The sequence below is a fragment of the Nitrospirota bacterium genome (assembly GCA_016235245.1).
Taxonomy (GTDB): Bacteria; Nitrospirota; Thermodesulfovibrionia; order Thermodesulfovibrionales; family UBA6898; genus UBA6898.
In genome coordinates this window covers 1-20,566 of sequence record JACRLO010000010.1, presented here as the reverse complement: position 1 = coordinate 20,566, position 20,566 = coordinate 1, and the positions used below count along the sequence as shown (strand labels likewise).

Sequence of the window (20,566 nt, the reverse complement as noted above, 5' to 3'; positions counted from 1 at the left end):
ATTACTTGCTGCCATTGCACCGTGGGCAGAAAAACTTTGCGGTGAACCAGGGAGTATCGTGCGAAAAATCAGGGATCAGGTCGAGCAGCATCGGCACATTACAGGATGGGCAGATATAGTCATTGAGCCTGAAATCCGCGGAAAGCTTCTTTGCATCATAGAGCGCCTCCTTGATCTCGATCGTATAGTGAGAAACCGCCTGTTCAGCCGGCTTCTGGCTCAGGGCAGCGCGGAGCTTCTCTATGACCTCGTTCGGCTTGGTAACAGACTTTACGATGTAACCGGCAGCCCCAAGGCTCAGCGCCTTCTCCACCTCGTCAGGCTGGCCCTTGGCCGAAAAGACGAGGACAGGGATATCCTTCAGCTTCTGGTCAGTCTTGACGACCTGGAGCACCTTATACCCGTCCATAATCGGCATCATGAGATCAAGAAGAATGATATCCGGTTTGCTGAGCGCGAGGGCCTTGATCGCCTCCATGCCGTTGTCCGCAGTGACCACCGCAAACTGCTCAAGGATAAGCTTATTGCGGTACATCTGCTGGATCGCCTTTGAATCTTCTACAAGAAGGACCTGGTATTTCATCTCGTTACAATGTAATATGCCTTTTTGCCGCTGTCAAAATAGAGGCTACGCCTCTTCTGTCACGATCTCTTCGAGTGTCACGTCAAAAATCAGGTTCTTTCCGGCAAGAAAATGGTTGGCATCCATGATATAACCGGTTTCGGTCTTATCGATAACTTTTACCGCAATAGGCAAACCGTCAGCACGGTACAATTGCATCTGCTGACCAACCTCGGGCGTTATCCCCTCGCTGATTCTGTCTTTATGAAACTCAAAGACCTTCTCCTTCAGATAAGGGCCATAGGCCTTTTCAGCCGGCATAAAGATCGACCGTGCCTCGCCCGGCTCCATACCGATAACACCCTCTTCAAGTCCTTTTATGAATTCACCCCTGCCGATCTTTATCTCAAGAGAAGCGCCTCCCTCGGAGGAGTCAAATACTGACCCATCCTCAAGCTTACCCACATAATGTATTCTTATCCTGTCGCCTTCTTTTACCTGTGCCATTGAGTTCCTTCCTTTTTGGTTGATCCGGTATTTTACCATAGCAGCCATCAAAAGACTGTCTTCCCCAAACGTATTTGGCTAATCTGCAGCCAGCATGGCATACTATTCATACAAAAATTATGGGGAATTCTTTTTGAAATCAGCGGCAATCTTTCCCGGGCAGGGGTCTGAATACCCAGGTATGCTCTCCTGCCTCAGAAAGTCCCCGGCAGCAGATGAGGTCTTCGGCAGGATCAATCATGTTGCCGAAAGAGATATCCTTGAGGCTGCGCAGCATCTTGCGGACTATGGGACCATTGATCCTGTGGTCTCCCAGCTCGCGGTCTTTGGGGCAAGCGCCTCGTACTGGCAGATGCTCGGCAGAATGGAAGACTTTCAATGCGTTGCAGGCCACAGCCTCGGGTTCTATGCAGCAGTCTATGCCTCAGGCGCTGTTTCGCTTGAGGACTCTGCAGCCATTATCCTGAAGGTGCAGCAGGCCATTGAAGCAGTCTCCGGCAATACCTCAGGGCTTATGGCATCGATCATGGGGCTCAGGACAGAGCAGGTGGAAGAGATCTGCATGCTGCTTGATGATGTCTACGTTTCTAATGTTAATTCCATAACCCAGACGGTCATTTCAGGCTCGAAAGATGCCGTTCAGTCGGCATGCAGCATGGCCCTTGAAGACGGCGCCCTGTCAGTAAAAGAGCTGGCCATATCCTATCCCCTGCACAGCCCTCTTATGAGCGGTATCGAAGACGTAATCAGGAACGCTATAGCGCCGTTTGAAATAACAGACCCAAAGGTCCCTGTCATGAGCCACATCGACGGCAGCGTATTGGACTCACAAGGCATTGCCCGCGTCATTTCAACGCAGCTCACGAGGAAAGTGCTCTGGAGAGATACGGTGAAAGCCATCCGGCAGAAAGGCATAAACCGTTTTGTCGAGGTCGGGCCGTCTGACGTCCTGTCAAAATTGGTAAGATGGACAGAACGTGATGCTGAAACATACAGGGCAGAGGAACTGATAGTATGTCAGACCTCGTAGCACTCGTCACCGGCGGAACAAAAGGGATCGGCAGGGCAATTGCCCGCTCCCTTGGAGGCAAAGGCATTCGGGTCTATATGAACTTTGCCTCAGATACAGAGGCCGCTGAAACAGCGCTCAGTGAGCTGACGGCAGAAGGCAGCTCCGCGGCAATCATGAAGGCTGACGTCTCTGATCAGCAACAGGTGATTGCCATGATTGAAACGATCGCGCAGAAAGAAGGCAGGCTCGATATCCTGGTGAACAATGCAGGCATCATCAGGGACGGGCTTCTCATGCTCATGCCGGACAAAAATTGGCACAAAGTCATCGAGGTGAACCTCAACAGCGTGTATTACTGTTCAAAGTCTGTGCTGAGGCCCATGATCAGCAGCAGATGGGGAAGGATCATCAATATCATTTCACCGAGCGCTCTCATGGGCAGGGCAGGACAGACAAACTATGCGGCGTCAAAGGGAGGCGTGCTCAGCTTCACCAGGTCTTTGGCGCGCGAGGTCGGGCGATACGGCATCACGGTGAACGCTGTTTCTCCGGGCGTAATCGCGACAGAACTGACCAAAGACATGGACGACAAGATAAGGAAAGAGTTTATCTCCATGATTCCTGCAGGCAGGTTCGGAAAACCCGAAGAAGTGGCACATGCAGTTTCATTTCTTGCATCGGATGAGGCAGGATATATTACCGGTGAATATATATCAGTTGACGGAGGACTTACCTGATGGAGAAAGCAGCACTTGTTGAAGAACTCAAAGCGCTGATCATAAAGAATCTGAAGCTTGAGGATATAGCGCCGGGAGAGATCGATCCGTCCGCACCCCTTTTTGGCAGCGGTCTGGGCCTGGACTCGATCGATGCGCTGGAACTGGTCGTCGGACTCGAAAAGACCTACGGCATCAGGATCCCTGACGAAGATGTCGGCAAGGAGGCCTTCGCATCAGTCAATGCCCTGGCCGACTACGTGATAAAGAGCAGAACCTAGCAGCCCCATGCGGCCTTATGAGCATCTTCCCCACAGGTATCCTTTTATCATGCTCGATACGGCCGAGATCATTGAAAAGGACAGGCATGCACGGGGTTCAAGACAGATTACGATCAATGATCCCATCGTTCTTCCCGACGGCACGCTGCCTCAGGTCTATATTATCGAGGCCATGGCGCAGATATCGGGCATAGCAAGCAGCAGAAAAGGGATCTCGCTTTTTGCGGGCATCACCGGCCTGACCTTCCACGGCACCGCAAGGGCAGGCGATACGCTTGAGATCGAAAGCACCGTGCAGCGCAGCATAGGCGGACTCTTCATATTTGCTGCCCGCGCCCTTGTGGCAGGAAACGTGATTGCAGAGGGTGGCATCGTTCTTCACTTCGATGAAAGCGCATAGGGCAACGCCGATGACCCGCTGCCCTGCATTTCAGACCGCCAGATCATCCCGGCAATGCGAGGCGTTTAAACCATACGGCATGACCGCTCCTGCAGCGACAGGCTCCCATAATGCAGGATAAGCTCCCTTTCATACGGGCTCTTGCCAAGAGGTTCCCCCTTATCACGGTCCTGGCATCGGCCATCGCCGTGCTGGCGTCGGTCGGCATAATTCTCGGCGCAAAATTTAATACCGATGTCACGCGCCTGATTCCTGCCCATGCTCCGGAAACCTCTCTCTACTTCGATCTTGCAGAAAAGACCGGCGGCATGGACAAGTCCTATATCGTATTCAGTTCCGACAGGGTAATGGACCATGCCGCACAGATCGATGCGATCGGCCAGGAGATAGGATCGTCCCCCATGGTCACGAAGGTCTCCTGGAAGATATCCGAAGAAACAAAAACATTTCTGAGGGAGATCTATGCAAGGAAAGCCCCCCTTCTTCTCTCTCCGGCAGAGATGGAAGAGTTCGTCAGGAAACTCAGCCCCGAGGGCATGGAACATGAACTCGAAAAGACCCGGCAGAGACTCCAGCTGCCCGGCGGCCAGCAGGACCTGGCAATGCACGATCCCCTGAACTTTTTCGAACTGTTCCTGCCTCACATGCGCTTCTCTTCGGAGTCCTTTGATCCGGGTTCAGGCTATTTCCTGACCCCCGACAAAAAAAATCTGATCATGATCCTCACGCCGGCCGGCTCGCCGCGCGATATTGCGTTTTCAGAAAAATTCATCAAAAGCATGGAATCCCTGCTCGAAAAATACAGGGACAGGGGCCTTACTGCGGAAATAACCGGCAGCCATGCCATCACGCTCCATGAAGCCTCCGCCATGAAGAGGGAAATCGTGATGAACACGGTCTCCTCTTTCGCAAGCGTAATGCTGGTATTTCTCCTGTTTTTCAGGTCGCTGAAGGGACTGCTCTACGTGATGTTCCCCGTCGTAACCGCGATGATTATAACCCTTGGCATAACGCTCCTTTTCTCCGATTATCTTTCGGAGGTGACCGGCGCATTTGCCGGTATGCTGGCAGGACTGAGCGACGATCTCGGCATTGTGCTCTATGTCAGATACCTTATTATCAAGGAGGAGGGAATAAACCCTGTGGAGCATATGGACAGGACCATCACGTCCGTGTACCGCAGTATAACAACGGGAACGCTTACCACCACAATCATTTTTTTCCCGATGCTCTTTTCATCCTTCAGGGGGATTCGCGAACTCGGCCTGCTGACCGGCATTGGCATGCTTCTGTGCTGGCTCTTCCTTTTCACGCTGGCGTCGCTCACCATAAAGCCCTCATCCGGAAGATTTATTGAGATACCGGCACTCAAAGATCTGGCTGTTTTTTCCTACCGGAGGCCTTTCGTTGTGATCGGAGCCGTTGTCTGCTCGTCGCTTGTCGCGCTTCTCTTTATTCCCCGTATCCAGTTTCTGGGTGATATTACGAAACTCGGCACTGATGACAACCGGCCGCGCCAGGCATTTGAGCGCCTCAAAGATACATTCATCCGGGAACAGGGCGTCTTTATCACAGACACGTCCATGGAAATGCAGTCAGCCCTGGTAAGAAGTGTTGAGATCAAGGAAGCCCTTGCAAAGGATTTTGAGCATATCATGGCAGCAGGAGATATTCTGCCGCCTGAAGCAAGACAGAAGAAAAACCTTGCAGCCCTTGCCTCTCTTGATCCCGGAAAAGTCATTCGTGATTTCAAAAAGACCGCTTCAGACAAGGGGTTCGATATCCCGGGGTTTCTCAGCTTCACGGAAGCCCTGGAGACGATGCTGCGCAACAGGGAGATGATAACCCTCACGGATGTCAAGCCGGTCAACGATCTGCTAGAAAGACTCCTGATCAACAGAGACGATCAGTGGCAGATTATCGTATCCGGCACGCTCAGAGACGGTGTAACCCTGTCAGCGCTTGACGGGTACAAACATACCGGACCGGCCTTCATACGACAGGAGCTCTTCTCGATCCTGAAGAAGGATATGACGCTCATCGGCATCATCGGCTTGGTAATGGTAAATATCATCCTGTATCTTGATTTCAGAAAGGTCTATCACGTGCTGCTCTGCCAGGTGCCGGTCGTCATCAGCATCCTCTGTACGCTCGGCATTATGGGTCTGACAGGCATAAGTCTGAACTTCATGAATGCAATCGTCTTTGTGCTTCTCTTCGGCATCGGCACAGACTATACGGTTCACCTCCTGCATCAGTATCATGCTGACCGTGACATCGGCTCAACCTTTCTCCAGACCGGTAAGGCTGTGCTCGTAGCAGGACTTACGACCGTGGCGGGAATCGGGACGATCGGCTTTTCGACGTACAAGGGACTTGCGACCATGGGGCAGGTGGCGGCCATTGGCATAACCCTCTGCGTCTTCCTCTCTTTTACCCTCGTGCCGTCCCTCCTGGGAGTTCAAAAAGCTAGGGAGCGGCAATGAACAAACCAATCTGCTGTATAATCCCGGCCTTTAACGAAGAAAAGAGAATCGGTGACGTGATCGCAGGCGTTCGGGGGATGATCGCCGACATCATTGTGGTTGACGACGGATCAGAAGATGCCACTGAAGCGGTGGCGAAAAGATCAGGCGCTCATGTCATCAGACATGACAGGAACTGCGGCAAAGGCATGGCGCTCAGGACCGGGATCAGCCATGCACTCAAACAGGGTTATGCTGCAGTTATAACGATTGACGGCGACGGCCAGCATGCACCTGCCGAAATTGCAACGTTTCTTGCGGCATTTGCGGCCGATAAAGGTGATATAATAATAGGAACAAGGCTCTGGGATCGGGCGGCAATACCGCTTTATCGCTATATCCCGAACCAGATCGGCATATTCTGCATATCAAAGGCGGCAGGCTGCAGGATCGAGGATACGCAGTCAGGCTTCCGCCTTTACCGGAGGGAGGTGCTGGAGACGGTGCAGATCGAGACGACCGGCTTTGAGACAGAAACTGAGCTACTGATCAAGGCGGGGAAGGCAGGGTTCAGGATATGTTGCGTGCCGGTATCGGCGATCTATCACCGCGATTATACGACTAACTTCCGGCCGGTCCGGGACTTTTACCGGATCAGCATTCTCTTTTTGAAATTAACCATCTTCGGAGGTGCGAAATGAAAACAGTCTTCTTCAAAACAGCACTCATGCTTGCGATGGCAATCGGACTGACCGCTACTGCGTCATGGACAGCAAACACGGCAGCAAAAGGGGCTGACGTATACTTCTGCGACTGTGAAGAGGGATGCCCCTGCCCGTCGCCCTATCTTGAGCCGGGCAGCTGCGACTGCGGTCTTGCCCTTGCAAAGGGAAAGGTGATCCGGATCGACAGGGAGAAGGACAAGATCTACCTCTGCAAGTGCGATGACGACAAATGCCCCTGTGCATTCGATCCGAAGGACAATACAAAATGCGGCTGCAATTATAAGGTGAAGGAATATCCGCTCAAGGGCAAGTATGCCTGCAGCTGCGGGCCTGACTGCAAATGCAATACGGTTTCGGTCAACCCGGGCAAATGCTCCTGCGGAGCACCTTTGAAAAAGGTGGAATAGAACGTTTCATTCGAGCAAAAGACTGAAACCGTTCAACAGTGTGAAGTTCAGCCTCCCCTTTCCAGGAGGAGGTCGGGTGGGGTATGGGAACATGGACCGACATTTCCACATGCCCCTATGCCCCTGCTTAATGCATCTGCTTGCGTAGTGATATACTTATACTGAGCATTATAATTGAGGCGTTAGCGGAGGATAATGGAAAACCTGAACGTTCGGGACCTGCTGAGGATTATCAGATCTGGGAATAACCTGATTTATGTAGTTACCGACAAAGAGCGGAGCACAGAGGCAGTTATCGTTGAGGCCGCTGCAGATATTAAGGGCGCTGGGAGTCCGTTTGTATGGACCTGCACCGAAGGGGTCATCCGAGAGGGAAATCCCTGTAAAGAGACTGTAGAGCCTCTTGCTGCGATTAATTTTGCAATGTCGCAGCCGGGTCCTGCCATCTTTCTTTTCAAGGATCTTTCCGCATTTTGGGGAACTAATCCGTTTATTATCAGAAAACTGAAGGAATTTGCAGCTCACAGCCAGTCAAATACCCTGATCATCCTCGGCGCAGAAGAGGCTGTTCCTGAACAATTGCAGGAAGACCTCGTCATTCTTTACCAGGGACTTCCCCGAATTGGAGAGATAAGGGAGCACCTGGCTGTCTTGAGAGATCATATTCCTTCTCTGGCTCAGGCCTGTGCCGAAAATCCTGAATTGGAGGAAAGATTGGCAGTAGCCTCCCAAGGGCTCTATCTATCTGACATCGAACGCAGCAATGATACCGATAAAGACCAGTTAGGGGGGATGGAGAACCTCAAGCTTTGGCTGGAGCGCCGCGAAAAGGTGTTTGGCCTCGATAACATTTCTTCCGGCGCCATGATGCCGAAGGGGGTGCTGGTCATGGGGATATCGGGCTGCGGCAAGTCACTGTTTGTCAAGGTGATCGCTGCGCAGTGGCGTCTCCCTCTTATCCGTCTTGATATGGCGATTTTGTACGGAGGGTCATTCGGCACACCTGAGTCCAGCCTGCGTAAGGCATTCAGGATTGCGGAGGCGATCGCACCCTGCGTCCTCTGGATAGACGAGATCGAAGCCGGCATTTCATCACAGGGATTCAAGGCTGAAGGAGGTTCAGCGTCCCGGGTGCTGGGCTCGTTCCTGACATGGATGCAGGAAAAAAAGTCACCTGTTTTCGTCGCAGCTACCGCTAACGCAATCGAGATGCTTCCCGCAGAAGTCCTGCGCAAGGGACGCTTCGATGAGATATTTTATGTCGGGCTTCCGGATGAGAAGGCGCGCGAAGAGATATATCGCATCCATATGAAGAAACAGAATATCGATATTTCCGGGATTGATCTTTCGTTAATGGTATCGTCACCAAAGCGGCTTTCCGGGGCGGAGATTGAGCAGGTGGTCAAATCCGCGGTTTTCGAGGCCCTTGCAGAGAAACGTCCTGTAGTTGAACAGGATTTTCTGGTCGCTTTCAGCAGAACCGTACCTCTTTCGGTCACGATGGCCGAACAGATAAAAAGCATTGAAGCCTGGGCCTATCAACGCGCAGTACCTGCATCGGGAAAATACCATTAAATAGATCAAAGCAGCGGCAACGTTTCGTTTTACATGGCAGAACCGGGCAGTTTCGAACTGCCGATCTCCGACGATTTCTTTCTGTTATCCTGACATTTCGTGGCCGATGGTTGTTTATTCTTACTGAACAATGACCGTATCCAGCAACTGGGCAAAGGCCTTGAGGACCTCTTTTTCAAAGACATCGGGAACCCGGTCTTTTTTCATTTCAAGCGACTTATTCACAATCACAAGGCTGTCAAAATCGAAACCTTTCACGCGCAGATATTCCCGTCCCATACGCAGGGCAGTCTCTTTTTCGATCTCCTGTATTTTTTTCTTGCCGAATAATCTCTGAAAAATGCCGAGCTCCCTTTTTCTCTTCTCCACTTCATGCTGTATCGCTTCTGCCTTGCGGCTTATCCTCTTCTTCACTTCTCTGAAGCCCTCATATCCCCAGTCAGGCAGGGTCATGCCCTGATGCACCTCAATGCCAAAATTTCTCTCCATGGCAGAGGGTTGCCTGAACTCGTCCGCGTCACGAAGATTTCTTTTTTCCATATTATCGCAGAGCCCTGTCCAGCGCTGGGAGATATCTTTGTATTCTGCGGTCAATTTAGCGATCAGCGGGTCCTTCTCGGTCTTGCGGGAAGATATTCCCTGTAATTTGTCCCGCTCTCTGAACTCAGCGGTCTTCTCCCTCACCATTTTTGCAATGTCGCCGATTACAATGACCCTCTCCTGAACAAGGACATTTATAAGGGTAACACGCCGCTCAACACCCTCTGCATCCCTGATATTGAGGTCGATATTGCAGAGTGAGGTTGCAACGCTCAAAGACTTGCCCAGATACTGTTTGGCATAGCCATAGCCACGCAGCGCCTTCTTGAGATCGGTCCCCGGCAGCGCAGCCTTCACGACCACCCCATCCAGGGGGTGAGAGGAAATACGATCGTCAGAAAGTCTTCTGAAGACCATAAACTTTGTCCCCTTTTGCCAAAACGTGAACGTGCCCTTTTTCAGGATGTCTTCCACGGTTCGATTTCTTGATTCGAGGAGCAATTCTTTCAAGGCAGTCTTTTGCTCATTGCTCAGCTCGAAATCGGAAGCAGAATACTCAGCAAGGTAATTATTTGCAACAAAATGCGAAATCACAGTTTTAATCAGGACCTTTTTATTGACACCCGTTGGAACCATGATGCCTGCATATCCTGTCCCGACCGGCGGCTTTTCCTGCCGGCTGGCCTCTTCGACGTTAACTTCATCCTTCAGCTGTGAAACGGCTATCTTCATATTCTTTTTACCATCCCTTACCGTTATTACTCTATCGAAGATGAGCTATGATATCATGCACGGGAGTGTAGCCCCTCCCGGCTGTACTCACCCATTCGTCAAAACCTTTGCAAGCAGGGCCGTGGCCACGCAGAGATGCTCCTCTGGGTTAAGCGTAGGGCCCAGAACAGCAACCTGGGCAGGCCGGGTCAGAAGGCGCTCGTCATATTGAGCCTCCGGACATTGTCTGCGCAGTTCAGCGATCAGCCAGTTGAAGTTCAAGGCGCGTGAAGGCTGCAGCGCCGGGCCGAGTGAATCATACATAAGGCCGTTCTCGCGAAAAACAATGACAGGGTTGTTTCCGGCATATAGGTTAAAAAACGCTGCACGGTCTTCCAGTACCACTTCCTGCACGGTCTTCGTTGTTTTGGTAAGCAGCAACCCTCCGGACATTACTGCACGCCCCGGGCTCAGCGATCGATTAGTTACCGTCTCTTTAGTGGCTTCTCTGACAATCCCGATGCCCCGCACGATAAGTCGCACACTCTCAAAAGAGATGCGCAGACTCTGCCCGGTCTCTGTTGCCACGGCAAGCTCATGATCACCCATTACAAATTTTCTTGCGATCAGGGGAGAGCGCTCGGCACTAATCGCCTTGTCAGTCAGGACAACGGCGCTGAACCCTGATGACAGAAGCTTTTCTTCCATCTGCGCTGCCCGCGCCTGATCAGCAAACACACCGACCGTAAAAGGACCATTCCCCGGTGACCGGAGACGGGAAAGCGCCTCATACATGGTTATGGTAAGGGCAGAGGCAAGGGCAGACGCGCGGGCCTCTCTATCCTGTCCCAGGCTATGCATTGCCACAACGTGCATCTCTTATCTCCGGGTCATGAAACAATAATCTCATGACCTTCGAATTCAACCTTGTCCCCTTTGCGCAGCTTGCAGCGCTTGCGCAATTCCACGATGCCATTGACCCTGACCAGACCTTCCGCAATGGCAGCTTTTGCCATACCTCCGGTATCGCAAAGTCCAAGCACCTTCAGGAGGTTGTTCAATTCGATATATTCCCGATTACTCAGGGCGAACTCTTCCATAGATCACTTCAGAACCTCCCGGCTCCTACTTTACCTCCCTGTTATCGATGAAGATCCGCGAAATGAGCGCCTTGCCGTCCCTGCGCAGGGCAGCCTCCACATGAAGTCTGCTTTGGCCTCTAACCAACGGCTGAGGCTGCTGAGAGGGTTGAGTATTCTGCTGCTTTGCAAGCGCATCAATGCTGCCCTTTCCCTCCTCGACAAAGTAACTCTCAATGCCGTATTCAGCGCTGAGGATCTTCTCTTTTATTTCCTGAGATTCCACCAATGCACCGGAGAACGACTCATCTTCCCTGCTGCATTGAGGAGTATATTTTTCGGTGAAGCGCTGAAAATCGACCTGCCCCCACCGGTGAGTGCAGAAAAGCACCCTGTCACCAATATTGACTCCGGAGAACCATCTCAGTTCGAACTGTTTAGTCTCTCCGGCGTCTCCTGCGGCCTTCACCATCCAGCGTGACTCATCAAAAACATTCGTCACCCTTCCCTGAATAAAGGTCCCGTTTTCCGGTCTCTGATGAGATATGCCGGAATATTCGAAGGTATTATCCGGCTGCTTCTGCAGAAGGGCAAAAAACCTGTCGTTCCGTTTATATGCATCCCGGATACCAAGTTTGGTGAGGTTGATCCGCGAAATGTCATAGGTCAGGGTCATATAATCGCCGCGAAACATATTCCATGGATCGACCGGGACTGTCTTAAGCATAACTTTTTCTCCGGTGCCCACCCAATACTGACGGTAAGCAATGATCCCGACGAGGAGGACAGCCTGCATAAGCACAATCGCGATGAATTTCTTTGCCATCACAGATCATCCTTCATGCTGAATGACGCAAGCACACGCTTGCGCTTTCGCTCAAGGAACAGACTGCCGAAAATAAGCAGGAGACCGCCAACGACAAAAAAGAGTGACCGCGGCAGCATCTTCCAGAAAAAATCAAAATACCGCGCAATAACATCCAGAACAAAAAAGAACAGGCCGACATTGACGTAAAAGGCCGCCTTTCTGGCAAACCCCAGCACGATCATACCGATGATCGCAGCAGCAAACAGAAGGTTGGACGACAGGGAGAGGACAGTGACAACACCACTCTTTACGGCCGAGCCATAATGTCTGGCCGCACCCTGGACAGACTCATCAATCGCAGGATTATTTACGAGCAGAAACAGTATCACTGCCGCAAGGAACATCAGTGATGCAGCCTCAGCCGTAAACCACTTTGTCTTCTCCTGCCGGTCTAACAGGAAAGCGACTGCAAGGGAGCCTGCAAAAATGACGAGCATGCCTGCGTAGAACATCACGAGCGAAGGAGCGCTGAAATCAGACCTGAACATGTCGCCAAAGGTGAAGATATACCATGAGAACATGGTCACAAACGTGCCAAGCCAGAGATAGGGGCCATGATAATAGGAAAAACGCTCTGAACCCCTATGCGCAAGCCCCACCGCAGTCAGTGTGAGACCCGCTGCCAGATAAAGGGGTATAAATGCTGCGACTGAAGAATAGTAATGGGGCTCCCGCAGCCAAAAACTCGCTTCCATGCCGAGCCAGATGAGAAGGTTGAGAAGCGCCAGGGTCAGGATCGTCCTGAGCCTCAGGACATAGGCAAGCGGAAGCGTGCCGAGCACCCAGAGAAGTTCACCGTTAGGATAATGGACGCTTATATTATAGATCTGCGCTATCAGGTAGATATTGGCGCCGAACGCCATGGTGCCGAGGAATATGAGAGATGCTCCGACCTTTACATAATTCTGCCTCGTATACCTCATGTAATACCCGGCGCTGTACATCCCAATCATGGTGGTAAACAGAAGGGCAAGCTTGCCGGCCTTCGGAATGGCATGCCAGTTTGAGGCAACAAAAAGAATAATGCCGAGACCGACCAGAACAGAACCCAGGACAGAGACAACGGTTATCAGTCTGCCTGACCCCGCCCTGGTCTGGACTTCTGAAACCGCACGGTAGTGGAAAAGGATTCTGTCCCTCTGCTCCTGGCTGATGAAACCCTTCTCGACCCATGAGCCCATTTCAGCCCGCAACTTCCCGAGGAACCAGCCAGGATCTTCGCTATCGTTCATTGTCTGTCCCTCACATAACCTCTGCAAAACGCATGATCACCCCAGTATCTCCTTAACCCGCCCCACGTCACCGCTTTCGAGACGGACCTTTATCCCATGCGGATGGGTCGGTGATTTCGTCAGGATATCCTTGACGACCCCTCTGGTAAGCGACCCGGTGCGCTGGTCCTTCTTTAAGACAATTGCAACGTTTAGCCCTGTTTTAATCGTATCGCGTCTAGTCCCGTCCATTATCTTCTCCTGTTATGTATCAGGCCGGGCGTATGTCATCGACCGAAAAGCCGGCATCGTCAAGATAAAGCCGCCGGATAAACTCCTTCAGTTTCTGTCTGTCCGGCTCAGGCATGTCGAGAATTTCAATGCCGACCTCAAAGCAGGAAGCAGTATCAGGAGATACGATACAGGAGGCAACCCTTCCGGTAAACGAAAGCTGCATGTCTTCAGGAAGAGTTATCCCCATATAGATCCGCGTGTCAGTCTCGAGGCCGTGGCTGCTTTCGATAAGCAGGCCGCCAAGGCTCAGTTTTTTTACCCGGTATGTCTCGGCAACATTCAGCACAGCCGTTTCCTTTGCATCCACATGGAACCTGATATTGCATCTGCAGCCGCTCATCTCATGCACTTTAATATGCGTATGCTTATCAAGGAGATGGGCCTCGATAAAGGTGATCAGACTTACCACAGTCTCCTGCTGAAGATCGTCGAATCGCAGGCCCGCAGCAAATTTCAGATGGCTGTGCTCACCCTGCGTCCCTGCCGATTCATTCTCCGTGCACCAGATAACGGTCCCCCGGATTAGCAGGTCCAGTCCGTTGTCCAGGATCCTCAGAGAATATTCCACTCCCATCTCCAGCTTTCGGTCCGTGATCAGTGAAACACCGGTGATACTGATATCATTGATAACGACTTCGCTGACAAAAACAGCGTTGCCCTTTATATCCATAAAATCTACGCTGAAGCGCCTGTGCCGTCTCTTTTTGTCAAATGGTGTCATGCTGTATTCTCCCATGAATTATGAAAACGCTCAATTATTTTTTCTCTGCAGGAGCCTTTGCCCTGAGATAACGGACCCCCGTCCAGATCAGGACCGCAGCAAAAATAATCCGCAGGGCTGCCTCAGGCAGTCCATGCGCAAGGGTCCCGCCGAGGTACGTGCCGAGAAGAATCCCGGGGATGAGACCTGCAAGCAGCGACCCCTGAACATTCCCAAGCTTCCCGTGTGTGTATGCGCCTGCAGCGCCGGCCGGCACCATGGCAAGAAGCGATGTGCCCTGGCTGACATGCTGCCCCATGCCTGCAAGCAGGACCATTGCAGGCACCATGATCGTGCCGCCGCCGACCCCCATCATACCTGATAAGAAGCCGGTAAAGACGCCGGTCAGAAGAAGTATTGCGGCCTTGTACCAGCCGGCAGTCGAAAGCACAAGGCCGGGCAGATACGGCTTAATGAGCAGAAGCAGAGAGACGAAGATCAGAAATGCGCCGAAGGAGCGCTTCAGTTTCCATTCAGGCAGCGCATGTGCATACTGAGCGCCGGCCCGCGCCGTGAAAACCGCCGTAACGGCAAGGAGTGCAGCGGCAGCCATGTCGACAGAACCCTTCATAAAGTAGGTTATGGCGCCTGCTATGCCGGTGAAGACCAGTGCCACCAGACTGGTGCCGTGCGCCTTGTGCTGGGTGAGCTTCCTGATGCCGACCATGAGAGGGATCATGATCACGCCTCCGCCAAGGCCCACCAGCCCGCCGAACAGCCCTGCGATGAGACCGATAAAAAAATTCATCATGCTGCCTGAGATTATAACAAAATAGCTCTGCCGTTTTATCCGATCGGCAGCCTTATGATATGATTCGTCATGGTGTACAAACGAATCTACCTCATATCTCCCTGCAGGAATGAGGACATCTGGAGAAAGCGGAGAGCAACCTTTGTGCTGCCCCAGATGTCCCTTGCCATACTCGCAGCACTGACACCGGAGAGGTTCGAGGTCAAAGTCACGGACGAACTTGTTGATGACATTGATTTTTCCTATCCTGCAGACCTTGTTGCAATCTCGACGAATTCTACGAATGCGCCCCGCGCCTATGAGGTCGCAAAGAAATTCAGGGAAAAGGGTTCCCGGATCATCATGGGCGGTATCCATCCGTCAGTCATGCCGGATGAAGTGCTCCGGCAGGCCGACGCCCTTCTTGTCGGCGAGGCAGAGGAGATGTGGCAAATTATCCTCGATGATTTTCTTTCGGGCAGTCTGCTGCCGATCTACCGCGCTGCAGGCTATCCGGCCGCAGAGAGCATTCCTTCCGGCAAGTGGGAGATGATTCATCAAAAACGCTACTATGTGCCGCGCACGTTTCAGACATCACGCGGCTGCCCTTACGGCTGCTCCTTCTGTTCGTCAACCCAGTTTTTCGGTACAAAGCAGCGCTGCCGGCCGATTGGAAACATTATCTCCGAGCTGAAGGGGTACAACGGACGCCTTGCCGTCTTCATTGATGACAACATTGCCGGCAACAGCACCTATGCCAAAGAACTCTTCAGGGCATTGAAACCCCTGAAGCAGCGATGGGTCGCTCAGTCATCCATAGACATAGCAAGGGACAATGAACTGTTGCGGCTTGCAGCAGAGAGCGGCTGTGCCGGCCTGCTGATCGGATTTGAAAGCGTAAATGCCAACAATTCGGCGGACATGAAAAAACTGAGGAAGGCAGAACAGTATGCCGAGCATGTAAGTGAGATCAGGTCAGCAGGCATCGGCGTGCATGGCTCATTCATCTTCGGCTTTGACCATGACACCCCGGACATTTTCGACAGCACGGTCGATTTCGTGATGAACAACAGGCTTGAGGTCGCCAACTATTGCAAACTCACCCCCTTCCCCGGCACGAAACTTTTTGAAGAGATGTCAAAGCAGGGAAGGATCCTGCACCACAACTGGGAAAAATACGACCGGTATCATATCGTGTATAAGCCAAAAAATATCCCCGCAGAGGAACTGCATCAAAAGACTCTTGAGGCATATCTGAAGACCTATTCGCTCGGTTCTATTCTCAAGAGAATGCCCGCAAAGATACAGAACATCCTGCCCTATTTTGCGATGAACATCAGCTACCGCCTGGGATCAAAACGTTTGAGGAGATCCTGAAAAGGCAGCACCTGCTTATCCGTATGTTCGATCTCCTTAAAATAGCCGGAAGGGATATCCGTATCATATTCCGGCTCCCGGAGTGTGATATGCATCTCGGTCCCCCTGCCGAATGAAAGTTTTGTCTTTTCCGGTACCTTTCCGTTAAAACCGTCAAAATCGATCGTTATGACCGCCTCCCCTTCCCGATAGATAATAATCCGCCGGTTCAGAAGATAAGTCTTGTCGAAGAGATATTTCATGGTCGGTGCTGCTGCGTCCGAAGCAGAATCGTAGGCAAGCAGGACATAGGAGTCCCCTTCCTCCTGCATGACATAACGGAACTTCCCGTTCATCAAGGAGGAAAACGATAGCTCGGGAGACCTCATCTCATAGAGGATATTTTTGGGCGGCACGTAGACCTGGACCATATCATGGGCGATCAGAAACTCCATTACGGTGATGCCAAAAGGACCGAAGAAGCCGGTCTTGAGAAGATCAGGGGCCTGATAGCCGAAAATGCCGCTGAAACTGCCTGCAGGCTCCCCGTCTTTGAATATCCTGACGTCAGTCAGCGCCTTGATAGTCTTCGTGTCCCTGAACCCGATGGAATGCGTTAAGACCTCGACCGTGACCGGGCCTGAGTAGGGCTCAAGCCCAGGCTGCCGAACAAGCTCTTTTGGGGCGCAGGAGGTTATGGAGCAGGCGATCAGGCATACAAAAAACCATGCCGGACGCAATGACCAGTACCGATACAAAGAGAGGGGCCGGATCCAAACCATGATTGATAGTATCAAAATTCTTTTACGATAGAAAGAGTTACTTTTGATTAAGGCCGGCTTCTCCCTGTCATGCAGACCGCTCCTTCGGCATCTCACCAATGCTCCTCATTGATAAACCTGCAGCAATTAAGATATTTTAGTAGAAAGACATGAAGATAAGCCACAGACTGATCTCAGGAAATATCATTATCATCGTTCTGGTCATTACAATCGGAATTTTCGGCTATTTCTCGCGCAACGATATCGTAACATCCTTCGAAAGCTCCGAGAAACATTTCAGGAGCATCATCACTTCTGCAACCGAGGTCTCGAGTTATGCAAAAAGAACCGAAGGACATCTTATCCTTTTTCTGACCCTCCAAAATAAGGAGGACCGGGAGAAATTCTTCGACCGTTACAATTCACTCGTTCAGGAAATCAAGGTTCTTGATATTGCGGTTAAGGTACCGGAGGCAAGGGAATACGTCGAGAAGATCAAGGCAAAGTCAGCCAGACTTCTGTCAACAGGTGAATCTCTGCTGAAGGCTTATGACCGGGACATGTCTCTGTCCGGACATTTTATTCCGGCAGGGCACGAGACAGAAATAAGGACCTTTAATGAGGTCGCCTCTGACATACGTCAACACGGCGTTGACCTTGCTATCGCTGAGGCGGTAATGAGCGAAGATGCCCACAGGACTGCGCTACAAAAAGCCTCCCACTTCCAGATGTATGGGCTTGCGATCATCCTCGGAGGCGTTATCATAGCGCTGATCCAGGGCTACGTATTTTCGAAAAAGATAGCGCAGCCGCTCCTGGATCTGAAGGAGAATGTTGCTGAACTGACCAGGGGAAATCTCGATATCGAAATGGCCCATACCTCAAGCGATGAAATAGGCGAGCTTACATCCTCGTTCAACATCATGACAAGGGCGCTCCGGGATTCACGACATGAGCTCCTCTCGGAGAAAGAACGGCTGCTGGTAACGCTCCGCTCAATAGGAGACGGCGTCATAACCACCGACATCAACGGCAACGTCGTTCTGTTAAACATCGTAGCAGAAACCCTTACCGGCTGGAAACAGGAAGCGGCCGGCGGCAAACCGGTGCAGGAAATTTTCCATATCGTCAACGAAAAGACGCGGGAGACAGTCGAAAATCCTGTCGAAAAGGTCATGAGTACCGGCAGGATTGTGGAGCTTGCCAATCACACGATCCTGATAGGCAGAGACGGAACTGAAAGGGATATCGCTGACAGCGGAGCTCCGATTATTGACGAAAGTGGAAGGATAATAGGCGCAGTCCTGGCGTTCCGTGACGTCACCGAGAAGCGGAAAATTGAGAATGAGCTGATGAAGGCGAGGAATATTGAGTCTCTGGGGTTGCTTGCCGGCGGCATTGCTCATGACTTCAATAATATCCTTGTGGGCATACTCGGCAACATTACCCTCGCAAAAAGAAAACTCGAGAAAGAGGATAAGGAAAAGATCGCAGAGAGACTTGCAGGCGTTGAGAAGGCAGCATTTCGTGCCAAGGACCTGGCCTATCAGCTGCTTACGTTTTCCAAGGGCGGGGCACCGTTGCTGAAAACCACCTATATCAGCGGACTGATAATGGACTCGGCCAAGTTTACGCTCTCAGGCTCCAGCATCATCTGCAATTTCTTCTTCCCTGACGGTCTGTGGCCGGTTGATATCGACAGAGGTCAACTGAGCCAGGTCATCCATAACCTTATCATTAATGCAAAATGGGCCATGCCTGAGGGCGGCAAAATAGAGGCAAGGGCTGAAAATATTATTCTCGACGGCAGATCTGCCGGCACGACCATACTGCCGGATGGCAAGTATATCAGGATATCGATAAAGGATGAGGGCATCGGCATTCCGCCTGAACATTTAGACAAAATTTTTGATCCCTATTTCACCACAAGAGGCAAAGGCTCGGGTCTCGGGCTTGCGACGGCCTATTCTATAATCAAAAGGCATGGAGGCATGATTACGGCCGAGTCTATTGCCGGTGAAGGCACAACGTTTTATCTCTATCTGCCGGCATCCGAAAAGAGTGTCATGCCCGAAGCTGATGAGGGCGCACCAGGGACAGGCAAAGGAAGCATCCTGCTTATGGACGATGAAGAGATCGTCAGGGAAGTCACCGAAAATATGCTGATCGAACTCGGGTATGACATAACACTTGTTAAAAACGGGGCCGAGGCAGTTGAATGCTACCGGGAAGCGGCAAAATCTGACCGTCCGTTTGCTGCAGTCATTCTTGACCTGACGATACCAGGAGGTATGGGCGGCAGAGATACGTTGCAGGAACTCCGCAAGATTGATCCGACGGTCAGGGCAATTGTTGCAAGCGGCTATTCAGCAGACCCGGTCATGGCAGAGTACAAAAAATACGGATTCAGTGATGTGCTGAAAAAACCGTTTTCCCTCCAGGAGATAAGCAGTTCACTGCAGAAGGTCCTGGCATAACAGCAGCAGCCAATATTACTCCTTCTTCTGATAGTTCTCTTCCCACGCCTTGTCGGCAAGCTTGCCCCATTTGACTGAATAGTCATCGATCTTTTCGGCGAACCCTTCGACAATGTTCTCGGCTCCCTGATGCGTGAAATAGACCCCCGGCATCCTGCAGACATCGCGGTACACATTGGGGTGGTCAATAATCATGCAGGGCCTCAGTTTGTTGTCATGCGTCTTCTGATATGATTGGATCTTCTTAAAGAGCGGAGAGGTGACCGCCTCCTGAAGACTTACATTCTTGATATTATGGGAAGCAAAATGGCAGAAGACGCAGGGCTCAACATCCCCCTTTGAATTGATATGGAAGTATTTCCTGCCTCCTGCAATACAGCCGCCCACAACAGGCCCGTCATTCCAGAAATCGCCGAAGAGCATCTCTTTGCAGGTCCGGAAATAGGCCACACGGGCCCTCAGCATCTCGCGCTGTTCAGGCGTCGGCACAAGGTCCCAGTTCGGCTCACGGCCGACAGGCGTGTACAGGAAATACCAGCCGACCGTCGTGCCCTGGGCCATCCAGTGGTCCACGAACTTGTCAGATACCATGATATCAGCATTCTGGCGGGTCATGGTCGCCGAGTATCCAAAAAGCACGCCTGCTTCCTTCAGGAGCTTCATCGCCTTCAGCACCCGCTCATAGTGGCCCTCTCCCCTGCGTTTGTCTGTCTCTTCCTTAAACCCCTCAACGCTGATGGCAGGCAGGACATTGCCGAGCTTTGCAAGCCTTGCAACAAGCTTCTCGTCAAGCAGTCCGCCGTGGGTAAAGACATGGAAGGCCATATCATTATGTTTTTCGAAGAGATCGAGAAGGTCTTTTCTGAAGAAGGGCTCCCCGCCGGAGACGACGATAAAGTAAACGCCCATCGCCTTTGCCTCGGTCAATACGCGGTCGATAACCTCATAGGGAAGGTCCTCGTCCTTTTTGTACATGCCTGCATAACAGCCAAAGCAGTTGAGGTTGCATTTCATGGAAGGGCTGATCACCAGAAGTCCGGGAGGATAGAACCCCCCTGCGCCGTCCGAAAAGGCCGTGCGCTTGGTGCTGCCCACCAGAAGCTGGTTCATGATAAAGCACCTTAGGATC

General features: G+C 51.7%; 22 protein-coding genes. 10 read left to right on the top strand and 12 right to left on the bottom strand.

Annotation, left to right across the window (positions count from 1 at the left end; translation table 11 throughout):
* Position 1 precedes the first annotated feature (1 nt).
* Together HZB31_04825 and HZB31_04820 are read right to left on the bottom strand one after the other, a co-directional pair.
* Complete coding sequence (locus HZB31_04825; protein MBI5847263.1) at positions 2–583, bottom strand: response regulator; 582 nt, start codon at positions 581–583, stop codon at positions 2–4.
* Positions 584–628: 45 nt separating this feature from the next.
* Positions 629–1,069: an FKBP-type peptidyl-prolyl cis-trans isomerase gene (locus HZB31_04820; GenBank protein ID MBI5847262.1), complete on the bottom strand. Its 441-nt coding sequence runs from the start codon at positions 1,067–1,069 to the stop codon at positions 629–631.
* A gap of 133 nt (positions 1,070–1,202) precedes the next feature.
* On the opposite strand from HZB31_04820, the gene HZB31_04815 reads away from it, so the two are divergent.
* The 8 genes from HZB31_04815 (at position 1,203) to HZB31_04780 (ending at position 8,650) form a co-directional block, all read left to right on the top strand.
* Positions 1,203–2,099, top strand: coding sequence for an ACP S-malonyltransferase (locus tag HZB31_04815; protein ID MBI5847261.1), 897 nt, complete (start codon positions 1,203–1,205; stop codon positions 2,097–2,099).
* Positions 2,084–2,818, top strand: a complete 735-nt coding sequence (gene fabG / locus HZB31_04810; protein ID MBI5847260.1) for a 3-oxoacyl-[acyl-carrier-protein] reductase — start codon at positions 2,084–2,086, stop codon at positions 2,816–2,818. The genes HZB31_04815 and fabG overlap by 16 nt, the downstream gene beginning before the upstream one ends.
* Positions 2,818–3,078, top strand: coding sequence for an acyl carrier protein (locus HZB31_04805; GenBank protein MBI5847259.1), 261 nt, complete (start codon positions 2,818–2,820; stop codon positions 3,076–3,078). The genes fabG and HZB31_04805 overlap by 1 nt, the downstream gene beginning before the upstream one ends.
* Positions 3,079–3,085: 7 nt before the next feature.
* Positions 3,086–3,478, top strand: a complete 393-nt coding sequence (locus tag HZB31_04800) for a hypothetical protein (GenBank protein ID MBI5847258.1) — start codon at positions 3,086–3,088, stop codon at positions 3,476–3,478.
* 110 nt (positions 3,479–3,588) lie between these two features.
* Positions 3,589–5,964 carry an MMPL family transporter gene (locus HZB31_04795; protein MBI5847257.1) on the top strand — a complete coding sequence of 792 codons (2,376 nt, stop codon included), beginning with the start codon at positions 3,589–3,591 and terminating at the stop codon, positions 5,962–5,964.
* Positions 5,961–6,644: a glycosyltransferase family 2 protein gene (locus tag HZB31_04790; protein ID MBI5847256.1), complete on the top strand. Its 684-nt coding sequence runs from the start codon at positions 5,961–5,963 to the stop codon at positions 6,642–6,644. Before HZB31_04795 ends, HZB31_04790 begins: the two co-directional genes overlap by 4 nt.
* A complete protein-coding gene (locus HZB31_04785) occupies positions 6,641–7,075 on the top strand; it encodes a hypothetical protein (GenBank protein ID MBI5847255.1) in 435 nt (144 codons plus the stop codon). The genes HZB31_04790 and HZB31_04785 overlap by 4 nt, the downstream gene beginning before the upstream one ends.
* 195 nt (positions 7,076–7,270) lie before the next feature.
* A complete protein-coding gene (locus tag HZB31_04780; protein ID MBI5847254.1) occupies positions 7,271–8,650 on the top strand; it encodes an AAA family ATPase in 1,380 nt (459 codons plus the stop codon).
* A gap of 120 nt (positions 8,651–8,770) precedes the next feature.
* Here HZB31_04780 and HZB31_04775 read toward each other — a convergent pair whose 3' ends face one another.
* The 8 genes from HZB31_04775 to HZB31_04740 all read right to left on the bottom strand — a co-directional run bounded on the left by HZB31_04775 (position 8,771) and on the right by HZB31_04740 (position 14,861).
* Positions 8,771–9,922 (bottom strand): hypothetical protein, encoded by a 1,152-nt coding sequence (locus tag HZB31_04775; protein MBI5847253.1) that lies wholly within the window; start codon positions 9,920–9,922, stop codon positions 8,771–8,773.
* Positions 9,923–10,009: 87 nt separating this feature from the next.
* Positions 10,010–10,777: a hypothetical protein gene (locus HZB31_04770; GenBank protein MBI5847252.1), complete on the bottom strand. Its 768-nt coding sequence runs from the start codon at positions 10,775–10,777 to the stop codon at positions 10,010–10,012.
* Positions 10,778–10,791: 14 nt separating this feature from the next.
* Positions 10,792–11,001 carry an RNA-binding S4 domain-containing protein gene (locus HZB31_04765; protein ID MBI5847251.1) on the bottom strand — a complete coding sequence of 70 codons (210 nt, stop codon included), beginning with the start codon at positions 10,999–11,001 and terminating at the stop codon, positions 10,792–10,794.
* A 25-nt stretch (positions 11,002–11,026) separates the two neighbouring features.
* Positions 11,027–11,806 carry a GDYXXLXY domain-containing protein gene (locus HZB31_04760; GenBank protein ID MBI5847250.1) on the bottom strand — a complete coding sequence of 260 codons (780 nt, stop codon included), beginning with the start codon at positions 11,804–11,806 and terminating at the stop codon, positions 11,027–11,029.
* Positions 11,806–13,080 (bottom strand): DUF2157 domain-containing protein, encoded by a 1,275-nt coding sequence (locus tag HZB31_04755; GenBank protein ID MBI5847249.1) that lies wholly within the window; start codon positions 13,078–13,080, stop codon positions 11,806–11,808. The genes HZB31_04760 and HZB31_04755 overlap by 1 nt, the downstream gene beginning before the upstream one ends.
* A gap of 36 nt (positions 13,081–13,116) precedes the next feature.
* The gene (locus tag HZB31_04750) at positions 13,117–13,311 is read right to left on the bottom strand and encodes a YwbE family protein (protein MBI5847248.1); all 195 of its coding nucleotides are present in this window, start codon (positions 13,309–13,311) and stop codon (positions 13,117–13,119) included.
* 19 nt (positions 13,312–13,330) lie between these two features.
* Positions 13,331–14,074 carry a PilZ domain-containing protein gene (locus HZB31_04745; protein ID MBI5847247.1) on the bottom strand — a complete coding sequence of 248 codons (744 nt, stop codon included), beginning with the start codon at positions 14,072–14,074 and terminating at the stop codon, positions 13,331–13,333.
* Positions 14,075–14,108: 34 nt separating this feature from the next.
* Entirely contained in the window at positions 14,109–14,861 is a 753-nt protein-coding gene (locus HZB31_04740) for a sulfite exporter TauE/SafE family protein (GenBank protein MBI5847246.1), read from the bottom strand.
* Positions 14,862–14,933: 72 nt separating this feature from the next.
* Here HZB31_04740 and HZB31_04735 point away from each other — a divergent pair, with 72 nt between their 5' ends.
* Entirely contained in the window at positions 14,934–16,220 is a 1,287-nt protein-coding gene (locus HZB31_04735) for a B12-binding domain-containing radical SAM protein (protein MBI5847245.1), read from the top strand.
* Here HZB31_04735 and HZB31_04730 read toward each other — a convergent pair.
* A complete protein-coding gene (locus tag HZB31_04730; GenBank protein ID MBI5847244.1) occupies positions 16,184–16,981 on the bottom strand; it encodes a hypothetical protein in 798 nt (265 codons plus the stop codon). The two genes, HZB31_04735 and HZB31_04730, sit on opposite strands and share 37 nt — an antisense overlap.
* A 149-nt stretch (positions 16,982–17,130) precedes the next feature.
* On the opposite strand from HZB31_04730, the gene HZB31_04725 reads away from it, so the two are divergent.
* Entirely contained in the window at positions 17,131–19,437 is a 2,307-nt protein-coding gene (locus HZB31_04725) for a response regulator (GenBank protein ID MBI5847243.1), read from the top strand.
* A gap of 15 nt (positions 19,438–19,452) precedes the next feature.
* On the opposite strand, the gene HZB31_04720 is transcribed toward HZB31_04725, so the two are convergent.
* A complete protein-coding gene (locus HZB31_04720; GenBank protein ID MBI5847242.1) occupies positions 19,453–20,547 on the bottom strand; it encodes a radical SAM protein in 1,095 nt (364 codons plus the stop codon).
* Positions 20,548–20,566: the final 19 nt, after the last annotated feature.

Bases quoted from the DNA above. Each gene is read 5' to 3' on its own strand.
- HZB31_04790 (MBI5847256.1), top strand. From the start codon at position 5,961: ATGAACAAACCAATCTGCTGTATAATCCCGGCCTTTAACGAAGAAAAG.
- HZB31_04720 (MBI5847242.1), bottom strand. From the start codon at position 20,547: ATGAACCAGCTTCTGGTGGGCAGCACCAAGCGCACGGCCTTTTCGGAC.
- HZB31_04760 (MBI5847250.1), bottom strand. From the start codon at position 11,806: ATGGCAAAGAAATTCATCGCGATTGTGCTTATGCAGGCTGTCCTCCTC.
- HZB31_04800 (MBI5847258.1), top strand. From the start codon at position 3,086: ATGCGGCCTTATGAGCATCTTCCCCACAGGTATCCTTTTATCATGCTC.
- HZB31_04765 (MBI5847251.1), bottom strand. From the start codon at position 11,001: ATGGAAGAGTTCGCCCTGAGTAATCGGGAATATATCGAATTGAACAAC.
- HZB31_04770 (MBI5847252.1), bottom strand. From the start codon at position 10,777: ATGCACGTTGTGGCAATGCATAGCCTGGGACAGGATAGAGAGGCCCGC.
- HZB31_04820 (MBI5847262.1), bottom strand. From the start codon at position 1,069: ATGGCACAGGTAAAAGAAGGCGACAGGATAAGAATACATTATGTGGGT.
- HZB31_04750 (MBI5847248.1), bottom strand. From the start codon at position 13,311: ATGGACGGGACTAGACGCGATACGATTAAAACAGGGCTAAACGTTGCA.
- fabG (MBI5847260.1), top strand. From the start codon at position 2,084: ATGTCAGACCTCGTAGCACTCGTCACCGGCGGAACAAAAGGGATCGGC.
- HZB31_04805 (MBI5847259.1), top strand. From the start codon at position 2,818: ATGGAGAAAGCAGCACTTGTTGAAGAACTCAAAGCGCTGATCATAAAG.
- HZB31_04725 (MBI5847243.1), top strand. From the start codon at position 17,131: ATGAAGATAAGCCACAGACTGATCTCAGGAAATATCATTATCATCGTT.
- HZB31_04825 (MBI5847263.1), bottom strand. From the start codon at position 583: ATGAAATACCAGGTCCTTCTTGTAGAAGATTCAAAGGCGATCCAGCAG.
- HZB31_04730 (MBI5847244.1), bottom strand. From the start codon at position 16,981: ATGGTTTGGATCCGGCCCCTCTCTTTGTATCGGTACTGGTCATTGCGT.
- HZB31_04755 (MBI5847249.1), bottom strand. From the start codon at position 13,080: ATGAACGATAGCGAAGATCCTGGCTGGTTCCTCGGGAAGTTGCGGGCT.
- HZB31_04745 (MBI5847247.1), bottom strand. From the start codon at position 14,074: ATGACACCATTTGACAAAAAGAGACGGCACAGGCGCTTCAGCGTAGAT.
- HZB31_04740 (MBI5847246.1), bottom strand. From the start codon at position 14,861: ATGAATTTTTTTATCGGTCTCATCGCAGGGCTGTTCGGCGGGCTGGTG.
- HZB31_04785 (MBI5847255.1), top strand. From the start codon at position 6,641: ATGAAAACAGTCTTCTTCAAAACAGCACTCATGCTTGCGATGGCAATC.
- HZB31_04775 (MBI5847253.1), bottom strand. From the start codon at position 9,922: ATGAAGATAGCCGTTTCACAGCTGAAGGATGAAGTTAACGTCGAAGAG.
- HZB31_04795 (MBI5847257.1), top strand. From the start codon at position 3,589: ATGCAGGATAAGCTCCCTTTCATACGGGCTCTTGCCAAGAGGTTCCCC.
- HZB31_04735 (MBI5847245.1), top strand. From the start codon at position 14,934: ATGGTGTACAAACGAATCTACCTCATATCTCCCTGCAGGAATGAGGAC.
- HZB31_04780 (MBI5847254.1), top strand. From the start codon at position 7,271: ATGGAAAACCTGAACGTTCGGGACCTGCTGAGGATTATCAGATCTGGG.